Consider the following 12852-nt stretch of genomic DNA (forward strand, 5'->3'; position numbering starts at 1 on the left):
TTAGATTACGGGTAAGAAATGTTGCCATATGACATCCTGTTGTCTATTTTTTTAAGTTAAATAACGTAATCCCGATAAAAACCAAAATCAATCCCACAATTTTATTCCAACCAATGCCTCGAATAGGCATACCTAGAAAGCCATATTTATCAATAAACAATGCCATCAGTAATTGCCCTAAAACCATTATAGTCAAATCAGCTAAAAAACAGAACGTTATCTACCGCTAGAATGGTTAGATAAGAGCTATAGGATGTTTTGTTTTTTAGCTGATTGCACTATAACAACGCTGTTAAGGCAACGCCAATTTTGGGTGCGCCTAAAATGACCATTGTGACGACAAAAGCGCCCATAAATCCACCAATTTGATAATACCAAGTTGGCTAAGGGCGTTTTGCAAAATAGATTTATCTAGTTGCCCACTAAACATTGAAACAAACACAAGCGCTAAGAACCCAATAAAAAATGACCAAGTTGCCACATATAAAGGAGCATGACCAACTCTGATTCCTAACTGACTGTTAATCGCAGATTGAATCGCCATTCCCGCATCCAATAGAACAATCAACGCGATAAACAGCGCTTTCATTACTCATTTTCCTGCAAAGCAAGTAGTGCTTTGGTTTCTTGTTCTTGTTGTAGCGGGCGAATGACTAAGTCTAAAGCGCCTTCTAAAATTTCGGCTAATGAGTAGAGCGTTAAGTTAATGCGGTGGTCGGTAACCCGACTTTGCGGATAGTTATAAGTGCGAATTCGCTCACTCCTATCGCCACTCCCAACTAAGGATTTTCGTTCCGCGGCTTGTTCACTTTGAGCTTTTTGTCGCTCGGCATCTAATAACCGCGCTTGAAGTAAGCGCATCGCTTTTGCCCGGTTTTTATGCTGACTACGCTCTTCTTGGCATTCAACGACCAATCCGCTAGGAATATGCGTAATACGAATAGCAGAATCGGTTTTATTGATATGCTGTCCGCCAGCGCCACTTGCTCGATAGGTATCAATACGCAAATCCGCCGGATTGATTTCTATCATTTCAATATCTTCGCTTTCTGGTAAAACAGCAACGGTTGCAGCAGACGTATGAATCCGCCCACCAGATTCTGTTTCTGGCACACGTTGGACTCGATGAGCACCACTTTCAAACTTAAGTGTTGAATAAACTTTATCACCACTGACACGACTGATAATCTCCTTATATCCGCCATGTTCACCGGGATTTTCCGATAAAACTTCTACTCGCCAACCTTGAATTTCTGCATATTTTCCATACATACGGAATAAATCCCCCGCAAAAATAGCCGCTTCATCGCCGCCCGTTCCTGCACGGATTTCTAAAAAGACATCTGCATTATCAAGCGGGTCTTGTGGAATCATAAGACGCTCAAGTTCATGCTCACACGTTTCGATCGCTGCCGCATTTTTAGGCATTTCTTCGCGGACATACTCGCGCATCTCTGCATCATTTGCTAATGCTTCAAGGTCTTCTTTTTCTGTTTGCAATCGAGCAAGTTCCGCTGTTTTTTCAACAATGGGGGCTAATTGAGCGTGCTCTTGTCCATATTTTCTTAATAAATCTGGGTCAGCAGCGGTTTGTGGATCTGCTAATAAGGCGTTAAGTTCTTCATGTCGCTCGCCAATTTCAGCAAGCTTTGCAAGGATAGATGCGTGCATAATAATTAATGGTGACGGTCAGTTTCAAAAGTATCTGCAACAATTGCAAGCCAATCTTTATGATCTGGCGGAATGGCATGAATCATTGCACTCGGAGAATGAAGTAGTTTATTTGTCAGTTTATAACTTAATTGTTCAAGTAAAATGGCGGGGTCTTCACCATGTGCCAAACGGCGATAAGCATCAGCTAACAACTCTTGGCGGGTTTGATTAGCTTGTTCGCGAATTTGGCGAATAAGTTGTTGCTGTGGTTTTGAGCGTAACCACCCAATAAAATCATCGCTATAAAGGTTAATCATTACCTCAGCTTGTCTGGCAGCTTTTTGTCGAGTTTCTTTATTATGGTCAATAATTTGCTCTAAATCATCTACACTATAAAGAAATGCACTTGGTAATTGCTCTATATCGCTTTCAAAAATACGTGGCATTGAAAGGTCTACTAAAACTTGGAAACTTTGGCGGCGTTTTTTTAACGAACGCTGGACATCGGCTTGAGTAAGCAAATACTGTTCAGCTTGTACTGCGCCAAAGACCATATCTGCTTCATAGAGATGATCAGGAATTTGCTTCAACGTTACCGCATAACCGCCCACTTCTTCTGCCAATAGTTGCGCACGTTCTAAGCTACGATTAGCAATAATAATTCGTCTAACATTTAAATCTTTTAAATAGCGCGCGGTTAACTGTCCCGTTTCTCCAGCGCCGATAACCATCGCTGTTCGACGCTCGTGATCATCAAAAAACTGATGGGTTAATTTAACGCCCGCATATGCCACTGAAACAGGATTTTCGCCAATTCCCGTACTATGTCGAATATGCTTTGCAATAGCAAAACTTTGCTGAAATAAACGCTCCAAAGAAGAACCAATCGTGCGAGTTTGTTTAGCAAGGCGATACGCTGCTTTTAATTGTCCTAAAATTTGCGGTTCACCTAAAATTAAAGAATCCAAACCGCAAGCCACACGATATAGATGTCTAACAGCTTCCCTATCCCGATAAAAAAATGTACTACTACGCAAAGCAGCTTCCTCAGCGTAACCTTTTTTTGCCAACCAAGCCGTAAAATCCGGTGCACTGTCAGCGCAAAATAGCCATTCTGTGCGATTACAAGTAGAAAGCAAAGCCGCTTCCATCTTAGGAAAATCTTGCCGAATATTCTCAAGAATTGCTTGACTTTGTACTGGTGAAAAAGCTAGTTTCTCTCGCACAGCAACTGTTGCGCTTTGGTGGTTTAATCCAAAGACAAAAATACCAGTTGTTTTCTTATATAAAGAAGATTGTAATGCTGTATGGCTCATGATAGCGTATGATGAAAAAAGGTTTATAACGCAATATCCAAAAAAGGTGGACAGTGTCATTATCGCGCGCGACATATTGGTCAATTGTATTAGGTAGCGCATTATATGCTAATATCGGGCGGGCTCAAAATTCGCCAACTCAACAAACAGATAAGCCACAATGGCAGGATAGTTCCCAATGGTTATATGGGGCTTTAACATCGAATTTTGCAAAACGCGCAGATAACTATCAACGGGCGCTACGCTCATTTGACGGTGTGGCAGAAGCAAGCAAACAATACAATGCCTTTAGCTATAGCTATGATTTAGCTATTGCAGCCGTCCAACTAGAACAAGCCACCAAAATTGCTCAAGAATGGATTAACACTTATCCACAAGACAATGAAGCGCATTTGGCTTTAGTACAAGCATTGCTCATGCAAAATCAGGCTAAACCTGCTTACGAAGCAATAAAAATCATTTTACAAAATGATGCTGGACCCCAAAATGTCGCACAACTTGCGCGACTTTTGCCTTATCTAGAAAACGGCAATGATCGCGTAACATTACTCCAACAATTAAGTGACGACTTTCCAAGCAATCCCTATCTATATTACTACTTAGGATTAGCCGCTAAAGAGCAGGGGCAAGTTGATTTAGCCATAGAAGCGTTTAATCATGCTTTAAGACTTGACAAACACTGGCGTCAATTAGAACTCATGCAAGCGAAAGCATTATCAGATGTTGGGGAACTCAAAGAAGCTCAAAAAATGATGACCAAATTGCGCAAACGCTACCCCAATGACCTTAATCTTATCTCTACAGAAGTAGATATGTTAGTAGATCATTACCAATGGAAAAAAGCCCTACAACTCGCCAAACGCTGGAACCAAATTAGCCCCGGAGATGAACGCATTGAATCTCTTATTGCTTGGTTATATGCCAATAATGGCGAATATGATGCTGCTCAACAAGCCTATCTAGCTTTGCTGAAAAATGGCTTTATAGATGAAGATCAATTTCAATTCCAAATGGCGCAAGCTGCTATTAACGCAAAAGATAACAAAACCGCCCTTTATCATCTTAAAGCCATCCCTAAAGATTCCAGAATGGATATGCTAGCACGTCAACAAATGGCTCTTATGGCTTTTGATGAGAAAAATATCTCTTCAGCACAGGAACAATTTTCTGCTTTACGCGAAGACTACCCCGGTTATGCATTGGAAATGTATCTTGTTGAAATCTCACGTCTAGACAATTTATCTGAGTACGAAGCTGCCGAAAAGTTGATGCAGGAAGCACTTAATGCCTATCCAGAACACGTTGACTTGCTTTATGCTCAAGCAGAACACTTTATTGCTAAAAATGATATTAAACACGCCGAAAACTGTTATCAAAAAATCTTAAAGGTTGATCCCGCTAATATTGACGCTCTTAATGCATACGGCTATCTTCTGCTAACCCGAACAGAACGCCAAGAAGAAGCCGCTAAAATGCTTCGAGAAGCGATTAAACACTATCCAGATAGTCCAGCCATACAAGATAGCTATGGCTGGCTACTTTATCGCCGAGGAAAAACAGAAGAAGCTCTTAGCTGGCTACAACGTGCTTACGCAGCTTATCGAAAAGGCGAAGTTACTGCCCACTATATTGAAATTCTCGCAGCTAATGGTAAAAAAAATCTAGCGCAAGAAATCTATGATTACGAACGCTTAGGTCAACCCGATAATCCTTATTTACAAGAAATAGGAAAACGCCTTGAACTGGACAAAACCCACTAAACTCCTTATTTTAAGCACCACCATTGCACTTCTAAGCGCATGTAGTAATCCTTTTTCTCTACAAATATCAACGCTTACGCCCTCCGCTTCATTATTAAATCGCAGCTTTGATGCTCAAGGAAAAATTGCGCTTCGTTACCCAAAATGTCCAACATATCGCGCCTGCAAAATCGAAGCATTTAGCGCCAAAGTCCATTGGCAACATCAAAATCAAGCAGACAGCCTCAGCTTTTACGATCCTCTAGGACAAGAAGTCTTAAACATTATCTATCACGCAAATAATAATCAAATAACCTTAAATACCCAAAATGGAAAAGAGAATATTAGCCAAGAAGCGCTTGCAGAGCGTTTCGGTCTATCTTTGCCTATTACCTTACTGAGACAATGGATACTTTCTCCTCAGCTCTCTCCTAACTTTACCTACCAAAACTGGCAAATTAGTGTGATGAATTGGCAAACAAACCACTACGAGCAAATCACTTTAAAACAAAAAGACCACTATATTCGCCTACTTATCAATCAACTTAAAACAAATTAAAATTCATAAGGTTAAAAAGACAAGCAACAAAAATCTACATTTTAATATTGCATCTAAAAAAAATATTTATATAATAGCGCCTTCCTGAGATTCATCAGGCTCAAAAAACTACTGGGGTGTAGCCAAGTGGTTAAGGCACCGGGTTTTGATCCCGGCATGCGTAGGTTCGAATCCTTCCACCCCAGCCATATCTTTTCACGAAAAATATAGGTATCGCCGTGTCAAGAGGCAGCATGACTGTGTTTACGGGCAATGCTAATCCCCAGCTCGCTCGTCAAATTGTTCAACATCTCGGCCTGCCTTTAGGCAACGCCAGCGTAAGTAAATTTTCCGACGGCGAAATTCAAGTTGAAATTCGTGATAACGTCCGCGGAAAAGATGTCTTTATCATCCAACCAACTTGCTATCCAACTAATGATAGCGTAATGGAACTACTTATCCTAAGTGATGCATTGAGACGCTCTTCAGCTAATCGCATTACAGCAGTTATTCCTTATTACGGCTACTCTCGCCAAGATCGCCGACCACGCTCTGCTCGTGTTCCTATCTCTGCAAAAGTCATTGCAAATATGATTGTAAGCGTAGGAATAGACCGTGTTATGACTCTAGATTTACATGCCGACCAAATCCAAGGCTTCTTTGACTTCCCCGTAGACAATATCTATGCTACCCCTATTATTTTAAATGATATTTTGTCACAAGACATAAAATCTCCTGTCGTGGTTTCTCCTGATATTGGTGGCGTAGTAAGAGCGCGTGCTATTGCAAAAAGAGTCGGAACCAAACTCGCCATTATTGACAAACGACGTCCACGTCCAAACGAATCTGAAATCATGAATATTATTGGTGATGATATTCAAGGTTGCGACTGCATTATCGTTGATGACATGGTAGATACAGCTGGCACACTTTCTAATGCAGCAACTGCATTAAAAGAAAGAGGTGCTCGTAGCGTTGTGGCATATTGTACACATGCTGTATTATCCGGTAGTGCGATTGATAACATTACAAACTCTGGGTTGGATGAATTGGTTGTTAGCGACTCTATCCCCCTGCGTGAAAATGCTAAAAAATGCACAAAAATCCGTGTACTTTCTATTGCTGGACTGGTTGCTGAAAGCATTCGCCGAGTCCACGTTGAAGAGTCGATTTCTTCGCTGTTTATTGATTAAGCCAATAAACAGCCTTACTTGGGGTGCTGGTCGCAAGCACCCTTTTTTAACTTTGGAGTAAATCATGTCTAAACAAGACTATCGTTACACATTAAATGCCGTTGTCCGTAACGACGAAGGGAAAGGTGCGAGCCGCCGCCTACGCCGTGAAGGTTGGGTACCAGCAATCGTCTATGGTGCTGATGAGCAACCATTATCTATTGCTATCAAACAAGATGAACTAATTAAAAACGCTAAGCACGAAAGCTTTTTCTCTCAAATCATCAATCTAAAAGTTGAAGGAAAAGAAGATAGCGAAGTGCTTGTTCGCGATGTTCAGCACCACGCTTACAAACCCCTTTTCCAACATTTTGACCTCCAACGCATTGTTCGTGGACAAGAGCTCCATGCTACTGTTGTACTTCATTTCATTAACGAAGAAGAAGCTCCAGGCGTTAAGGCAGCAGGTGTTATTTCTCATAACTTAACCAGCTTAGATATTATTTGCCGCCCACGTGATATTCCTGAATATATTGAAGTTGACATGGGTAATTTAGAAATTGGTGATGCTATTCGTTTAGCTGATATCAAACTACCAGAAGACGTTCGCTTAGCTGGTGAATGGACTGAAGAAGACCTTGAGCAAACAGTTGTAGGACAAATTCTCCCGCCACAAACTGAAGAAGAGGATGAAGATGAAGAAACTACTGTCGCTGCAGATGAAGTTCCAGCAACTGAAGTGGATACCGACGACAACGAAGAGCAAGAGTAATTTTGTAGCTATGACTACATTATTGGTTGGACTCGGAAATCCGGGTGATCAATATTCAAAAACCCGCCATAATGCGGGTTTTTGGCTATTAGATGCAATTGCTCAACAGCAAAACGTACAGTGGAGAGAAGAAAAAAAGTTCTTTGGACTTTATACGAAAATTTTTATTGAAAATCGCCCCGTACATTTATTAAAGCCACAAACCTTTATGAACAATAGCGGAAGAAGCGTCAACGCTATTGCGATTTTTTTTCAAATTCCCTCTAATAATATTATTGTTGCGCATGATGAACTAGATTTAGATGAAGGAATTTCAAGAATAAAATATAGCGGTGGACATGGCGGACATAATGGCTTAAGAGATATTATTTCAGCATTGAATAGTAAAGATTTCTATCGTATTCGAATTGGCATTGGACATCCAGGTATACGAAATGAAGTCATCAATTATGTTTTAAAATCTCCAAGCAAAGAAGGCATGCAAAAAATTGAGAATACAATAATTGATGCAGAAAGAGCTTTTGAGATATTTATAAAAGACGGCTCGGAAAAAGCCATGCACTGGCTGCATAGTAAAAAATAACTTTTTCATTAAACCTTCTATTATCTTTTAAATAACAATATTTTATAAAAATATAGTGAAAGACCACTAGAATAGCTATGGTGTTAAAATAGATGAATAAAGTAAGCACAAATACTTTATTGGAATAGCAATCTAATTTTTGTAACTCTTTTATTAGCCTTTGATTATACATTTAATCTTATTTAAAGATTATACTTTCTGCTATCAATAAATAATATTTTATTCAAAGATATAGTTAAAAACTAACTATATCTTTTCCATGCTACTAATAATTAATTGAACCATTTTTTAACTAATCTATCATAACTTCCATCGTTTTTCATTTCAGATAAAGAGTCATTTACTATTTTTAATAACTCAGACTTATCTTTACTAATAACAAAGCCATAATTATCTTTAGGAAATGAGGTATCCACTTTCGATAATAAGCCAAACTTCGAATAATTCTTCAGATAAGAGGAAGCAATTGAAGAATCTGCAATCGTAGCAACAACCTCTTTTTTTAAAACATCTTTTACTGTTAGCCAACTACTATCTGCATATTGGAGATACCCAGAATCACCATTATTCAATTGAAGAAATAATTTTTCATGCGAAGTATTTTTCTTTACAGAAATTTTTTTTCCTACTAAATCATCGATTTTTTCAATAGAAGGATCCATCGTCAAAATAACCACAGGATCTATCTGTAAATAAGAATCACTCATAAAATATTTTTTCTTTCTTTCTGGTGTAATGCTAATCCCACTAGAAAGTAAATCCGTTTGTCCCTGATCTAAGTCAGTAAATATTTCTTTCCAAGTTTTATAATTATATTTAAAGGTAACTCCTGCACGCTTTGCAATTTCATCTAAAACGTCATGCTCAAAACCCTCTACTTCACTTTTTTCTGATAAAAAATTCAGTGGTGCGTAATTCGGCAATGACATTGACACCCTATATTCCGTCGCTTGTACTAATATAAATACGCCTATAAATACGCCAGCACAAACACCCCTAAATAAATTAAAATAAGTCCTTTTTAACACACTTGCTCCTTGAGTTTAATATTTTATCAGAAAAGACAGATAAAATATTATCAACTTTATCATCCGCTTTCAAGCGGATGATATTTTCTCAAACATCGATTTATCTATATGTTTTTTTCCCCATAAATTCGCTATAATATCGCTCATTTTTTGCTTAATAGGAACTTTCATGGGCTTTAATTGTGGAATTGTTGGTTTACCAAATGTTGGTAAATCAACCTTATTTAATGCACTAACCAATGCAGAGATTGATGCGCAAAACTATCCATTTTGTACAATCGAACCCAATACCGGTATTGTTCATGTGCCAGATAATCGATTAAAAGCTTTAGCTAAAATTGTTAACCCTCAACGTGTACTACCTGCCACAATGGAATTTGTGGATATTGCAGGCTTAGTGGAAGGCGCATCACAAGGAGAAGGATTAGGCAATCAGTTTCTTGCAAATATTCGTGAAACTGATGCAATTGCACAAGTCGTTCGATGCTTTGAAAATGATGACGTTGTACACGTTGCCGGTAAAGTTGATCCTTTAGCCGATATTCAAGTGATTGAGTCTGAGCTTATTCTTGCAGACATGGCTAGCTTAGAAAAGGCACAACAACGATTAACACGCGTTGCGAAAGGTGGCGATAAAGAAGCTAAATTAAAATTAGATATCATTGCTAAGCTTTTGCCACATTTAGAAGATGGTAAGTTAGCTCGCACACTTTCATTAACAGAGGAAGAGAAAAAAGCTGCTCGGGAGTTTTTCTTACTCACCATGAAGCCGATGATGTACGTAGCAAATATATCGGAAGATAACCCTATAAATAATCCACATCTAGCCGCAGTAAAAGCAAAAGCTGCAGAAAGTGATGCTGTCGTTGTAGACGTTTGTGCTGCAATCGAAGCGGAACTTTCTCAGCTTGAGCCTGAAGAACAAGCAGAATTACTTGAAGAATATGGTTTAGAAGAACCAGGACTTAATCGTGTTATCCGTGCGGGATATGAATTACTTGACTTAGGAACATATTTTACCGCTGGTGTGCAAGAAGTTCGAGCATGGACTATTCATAAAAATGCGACTGCACCGCAGGCTGCTGGCGTTATTCATACTGATTTTGAACGTGGCTTTATTCGCGCAGAAGTCATTGCGTACGATGATTTTATTGCTTGTGGCGGTGAAACTGGCGCAAAAGAAGCTGGAAAATGGCGTTTAGAAGGCAAAGATTATCACGTCCAAGAAGGGGATGTGATACATTTCCGTTTTAATGTTTAAGTTTTTAACCAAGAGGCATTTATGGCGAATTATTCAACCAATGAATTTCGTGGTGGACTAAAAATCATGTTAGATGGCGATCCTTATACAATCGTCGAAAATGAATTTGTTAAACCAGGAAAAGGACAAGCATTTAACCGAACAAAAGTTCGTAATTTAAAAACTGGCCGTGTTATTGAACGTACTTTTAAATCTGGTGATACTGTTGAAGTGGCTGATGTCCATGAAACCAATATGCAATATCTTTATAAAGATGAAGACAATTGGTATTTCATGAATCCAGAAACATTTGAACAACTTCCAGCGCCACAAAGCGCTATTGCTGATGCGGAAAAATGGCTGCTAGAACAAGATGACTGCACAGTTGTCCTATGGAACGGTAATATTATTAGCGTAACACCGCCTAATTTTGTTGAGCGTAAAATCATTGATACCGATCCAGGTTTACGCGGTGATACCTCCGGTGGTGGTGGCAAACCAGCAACTTTAGAAACCGGTGCTGTTGTTCGCGTACCATTATTCCTAAATATTGGGGATACTATTCGCGTAGATACTCGCAGCGCGGAATATCTTGGTCGAGCAAAAGACTAATTTAAATATAGGAGGGAAGACTGATGATTGCAATGAAAAGAAGTGCTTGGTTAATATTTCTGCTAACGCTAGCAGCTTGTGTCACTGTTAACATCTACTTCCCTGCTGCGGCAGCAGAAAAAGCGGCTGATCAGATTATAGAAGACGTTTGGCATCAGCAAAGCAAAGTCACACCTCAACCAGCCCCTTCGCCCTCTCAAGCGCAAACGCTAAAAGTAAGCTATTTCAAGATACTTCCTAGAGAGTGGTTAGTTGCACTTTTAAGCACTATTAGCCAAAGCGCTTATGCACAAAGCCCTGATTTCAATGCTAGCTCACCAGAAGTTAGTGCAATTAAAGCTAAAATGGCATCACGTTTTAATAAACTCAAACCCTATTATGATAATGGCGCTATTGGACTAACAGCCGATGGATATGTTGCCCTTCGGGATGCTGGTACTGTATCAATGGCTGATAGAGGAATGGTGCAAAAATTAGTTAATGCCGAAAATGCTGACCGTAAAGCGCTTTATGCTGCTATTGCTAAAGCCAATAACCAACCCAACTGGGCAGAACAAATCCGACAAATTTTTGCTAAACGCTGGATAGAGCAAGCGCAAAGAGGATGGTGGGTTCAAGCGGGCGGGCGCTGGCAGCAAAAATAAAATATTGACGCTTTTTATTACTATCACTTTTTCCTTTAGCTCATTATGCTTGACTCTAATATCTTAGTTTTTGACATTGAAACCGTTGCTGATACCGAAGGTTATCGTCGATTACATTCTCTGCCTCAAGCAACATCCTATGAAGAACTGCTTGCTTTAATGCAGCAAGAACGGTTAGCTGCTACTGGCACAACCTTTATCCGTCATCATCTTCAAAAAATTGCTGCCATCTCTCTTTTATGGGTCAATCCTCAAAATATTAAACTTTGGAGTTTGGGACGCAATGGCGAAAATGAGCAAACAATTCTTGCACGCTTTTTTGAAGGAATCGATAAATTAACACCAACATTAGTTAGCTGGAACGGAAGTGGCTTTGATTTACCCGTTTTACACTATCGTGCACTATTTCATGGCATTAGCGCACCGAGTTATTTTGAAGTCGGCGACAATGATAGAGAAGCACGCTATAACAATTACCTCGGTCGTTTTCATTGGAAGCATATTGATATTATGGATGTACTTTCAGGCTATCAAGCAAGAGCTGTCGCACCATTAAACGATATCGCTAAACTTTGTGGTTTACCAGGTAAACTTGATATTGATGGTGGCAATGTACAAACGCTTTGGGATGCAAATGAAAAAGAAACCATCTGTGATTACTGTGAAACCGACGTAGCAAATACTTATGGTGTATTTCTGCATTTCGAGCGTTTACGTGGACGATTAACCGAGCCAGATTTCCAACATCATTACACACAATTTCGCCAATACCTTATGCAAAAAAATCAGCCTCATCTACAAGCCTTTTTAGACTGCTGGAAATAATATGCCTCAGAATACCCTAACGAATGCCGTGATTTATCGCGTTCAATTTAAAACAGATAAAAATACCTATGACCTGTTTGTTCGTCATGTTTATCCATCAGATATGCACGGTTTTATTTGTTTAGAAGAATTTATCTTCGCAGAAGAACAGCAGAGAATTATTGATCCACGCACAGAAAAGCTTATAGCAGAATTTGGAAATGTCCGAACAACATTTATCCCTTATCATCAAATTATCCGTATTGACCAAGTACATCAAGCAGGTGAAAGTCGTATCTCCGAAAGCACAGACCCCAGTAACAAAATTCGTCCATTTCCTCAGCTATAAAGCAACTTGTTACACATTAACAAAATAATAAATTACTCTTACTTTAAATAAAGTTATTGGTAGTGGTTTGAAAAGTATGCTGATCAAACCTAGCCATAATTAATCTAGCTCTAGACTAGCAGAGGTTGGAGAAATCACTTAATCAAGTTCCAAAGAGTTCTGATTCCAATGTCACTCGCACTCTTTTAAGTGAAGCTCAAAATTGGCTGTAACACCATTAAACTTGCTCAACCTCCACTTGTAAAGCTCCAAAAAGACTCAATACCATTGATATGGCAATGCCCATGAGCAAACTCGTTATTGCCATGGTTTACTCTAAAATGTTTCGCATAGCTATAGTAAAATCACTTATAATCCAATCTATCCAAAGCAGATATAAAGAACAACTTGTAGTAGAATTAT

The 12852-nt window shown here is 39.2% G+C and carries 16 protein-coding genes, 1 tRNA gene and 1 pseudogene; 11 read left to right on the plus strand and 7 right to left on the minus strand.

Translation table 11 applies throughout. From position 1 onward, the window contains the following. Window positions 1-43: 43 nt before the first annotated feature. The 5 genes from A5N85_RS01190 to hemA form a co-directional block, all read right to left on the minus strand. Entirely contained in the window at window positions 44-187 is a 144-nt protein-coding gene (locus tag A5N85_RS01190; RefSeq protein WP_084601509.1) for a DMT family transporter, read from the minus strand. A gap of 91 nt (window positions 188-278) precedes the next feature. Further along, window positions 279-353 carry a hypothetical protein gene (locus A5N85_RS17510; RefSeq protein WP_072575600.1) on the minus strand — a complete coding sequence of 25 codons (75 nt, stop codon included), beginning with the start codon at window positions 351-353 and terminating at the stop codon, window positions 279-281. Further along, window positions 320-589, minus strand: coding sequence for a DMT family transporter (locus A5N85_RS01200; protein WP_072575587.1), 270 nt, complete (start codon window positions 587-589; stop codon window positions 320-322). Before A5N85_RS01200 ends, A5N85_RS17510 begins: the two co-directional genes overlap by 34 nt. After that, a complete protein-coding gene (gene prfA / locus A5N85_RS01205) occupies window positions 589-1671 on the minus strand; it encodes a peptide chain release factor 1 (RefSeq protein ID WP_072575588.1) in 1083 nt (360 codons plus the stop codon). The genes A5N85_RS01200 and prfA overlap by 1 nt, the downstream gene beginning before the upstream one ends. A 5-nt stretch (window positions 1672-1676) precedes the next feature. Continuing rightward, entirely contained in the window at window positions 1677-2969 is a 1293-nt protein-coding gene (gene hemA, locus A5N85_RS01210) for a glutamyl-tRNA reductase (RefSeq protein ID WP_072575589.1), read from the minus strand. Between the two features lie 53 nt (window positions 2970-3022). On the opposite strand from hemA, the gene A5N85_RS01215 reads away from it, so the two are divergent. From A5N85_RS01215 to pth, 6 genes are all read left to right on the plus strand, one after another. Then, on the plus strand, window positions 3023-4729 hold the full coding sequence (locus A5N85_RS01215) for a tetratricopeptide repeat protein (protein WP_245935944.1): 1707 nt from the start codon (window positions 3023-3025) through the stop codon (window positions 4727-4729). Beyond that, complete coding sequence (locus tag A5N85_RS01220; RefSeq protein ID WP_072575590.1) at window positions 4707-5267, plus strand: outer membrane lipoprotein LolB; 561 nt, start codon at window positions 4707-4709, stop codon at window positions 5265-5267. The genes A5N85_RS01215 and A5N85_RS01220 overlap by 23 nt, the downstream gene beginning before the upstream one ends. A gap of 112 nt (window positions 5268-5379) precedes the next feature. Next, window positions 5380-5455, plus strand: a tRNA-Gln gene (locus A5N85_RS01225). A 45-nt stretch (window positions 5456-5500) separates the two neighbouring features. Beyond that, entirely contained in the window at window positions 5501-6439 is a 939-nt protein-coding gene (locus A5N85_RS01230) for a ribose-phosphate pyrophosphokinase (protein ID WP_084601511.1), read from the plus strand. Window positions 6440-6503: 64 nt separating this feature from the next. Further along, complete coding sequence (locus tag A5N85_RS01235) at window positions 6504-7190, plus strand: 50S ribosomal protein L25/general stress protein Ctc (protein ID WP_072575592.1); 687 nt, start codon at window positions 6504-6506, stop codon at window positions 7188-7190. 10 nt (window positions 7191-7200) lie between these two features. Further along, the gene (pth, locus tag A5N85_RS01240; RefSeq protein WP_072575593.1) at window positions 7201-7773 is read left to right on the plus strand and encodes an aminoacyl-tRNA hydrolase; all 573 of its coding nucleotides are present in this window, start codon (window positions 7201-7203) and stop codon (window positions 7771-7773) included. A 272-nt stretch (window positions 7774-8045) separates the two neighbouring features. Here the strand turns inward: pth and A5N85_RS01245 are convergent, their stop codons facing one another. Then, on the minus strand, window positions 8046-8801 hold the full coding sequence (locus A5N85_RS01245) for a substrate-binding periplasmic protein (protein WP_143143144.1): 756 nt from the start codon (window positions 8799-8801) through the stop codon (window positions 8046-8048). Window positions 8802-8970: 169 nt separating this feature from the next. Between A5N85_RS01245 and ychF the strand changes: the two genes are divergently transcribed. From ychF to A5N85_RS01270, 5 genes are read left to right on the plus strand one after another with little or no spacing between them, the layout of a single operon-like run. After that, window positions 8971-10062: a redox-regulated ATPase YchF gene (ychF, locus tag A5N85_RS01250; protein WP_072575595.1), complete on the plus strand. Its 1092-nt coding sequence runs from the start codon at window positions 8971-8973 to the stop codon at window positions 10060-10062. Window positions 10063-10083: 21 nt separating this feature from the next. Beyond that, window positions 10084-10653 carry an elongation factor P gene (gene efp, locus A5N85_RS01255; RefSeq protein WP_072575596.1) on the plus strand — a complete coding sequence of 190 codons (570 nt, stop codon included), beginning with the start codon at window positions 10084-10086 and terminating at the stop codon, window positions 10651-10653. Window positions 10654-10676: 23 nt separating this feature from the next. Further along, window positions 10677-11297: a YdbL family probable chaperone protein gene (locus tag A5N85_RS01260; protein ID WP_072575597.1), complete on the plus strand. Its 621-nt coding sequence runs from the start codon at window positions 10677-10679 to the stop codon at window positions 11295-11297. Window positions 11298-11342: 45 nt separating this feature from the next. Further along, entirely contained in the window at window positions 11343-12122 is a 780-nt protein-coding gene (locus tag A5N85_RS01265; protein ID WP_072575598.1) for a 3'-5' exonuclease, read from the plus strand. Between the two features lies 1 nt (window position 12123). Beyond that, complete coding sequence (locus tag A5N85_RS01270; RefSeq protein ID WP_072575599.1) at window positions 12124-12450, plus strand: DUF1820 family protein; 327 nt, start codon at window positions 12124-12126, stop codon at window positions 12448-12450. A 171-nt stretch (window positions 12451-12621) separates the two neighbouring features. Here the strand turns inward: A5N85_RS01270 and A5N85_RS01275 are convergent. Next, window positions 12622-12782 (minus strand): annotated as a pseudogene (locus tag A5N85_RS01275) (IS1595 family transposase); the annotation flags it as partial. Between the last annotated feature and the right edge of the window lie 70 nt (window positions 12783-12852).

Source organism: Suttonella ornithocola, assembly GCF_001889065.1.
GTDB lineage: Bacteria > Pseudomonadota > Gammaproteobacteria > Cardiobacteriales > Cardiobacteriaceae > Suttonella_A > Suttonella_A ornithocola.

Coding starts and splice junctions, on each gene's coding strand:
- A5N85_RS01190 (WP_084601509.1), bottom strand. CDS start 187: ATGGTTTTAGGGCAATTACTGATGGCATTGTTTATTGATAAATATGGC.
- A5N85_RS01200 (WP_072575587.1), bottom strand. CDS start 589: ATGAAAGCGCTGTTTATCGCGTTGATTGTTCTATTGGATGCGGGAATG.
- prfA (WP_072575588.1), bottom strand. CDS start 1,671: ATGCACGCATCTATCCTTGCAAAGCTTGCTGAAATTGGCGAGCGACAT.
- hemA (WP_072575589.1), bottom strand. CDS start 2,969: ATGAGCCATACAGCATTACAATCTTCTTTATATAAGAAAACAACTGGT.
- A5N85_RS01230 (WP_084601511.1), top strand. CDS start 5,501: ATGACTGTGTTTACGGGCAATGCTAATCCCCAGCTCGCTCGTCAAATT.
- A5N85_RS01235 (WP_072575592.1), top strand. CDS start 6,504: ATGTCTAAACAAGACTATCGTTACACATTAAATGCCGTTGTCCGTAAC.
- pth (WP_072575593.1), top strand. CDS start 7,201: ATGACTACATTATTGGTTGGACTCGGAAATCCGGGTGATCAATATTCA.
- ychF (WP_072575595.1), top strand. CDS start 8,971: ATGGGCTTTAATTGTGGAATTGTTGGTTTACCAAATGTTGGTAAATCA.
- efp (WP_072575596.1), top strand. CDS start 10,084: ATGGCGAATTATTCAACCAATGAATTTCGTGGTGGACTAAAAATCATG.
- A5N85_RS01260 (WP_072575597.1), top strand. CDS start 10,677: ATGATTGCAATGAAAAGAAGTGCTTGGTTAATATTTCTGCTAACGCTA.
- A5N85_RS01265 (WP_072575598.1), top strand. CDS start 11,343: ATGCTTGACTCTAATATCTTAGTTTTTGACATTGAAACCGTTGCTGAT.
- A5N85_RS01270 (WP_072575599.1), top strand. CDS start 12,124: ATGCCTCAGAATACCCTAACGAATGCCGTGATTTATCGCGTTCAATTT.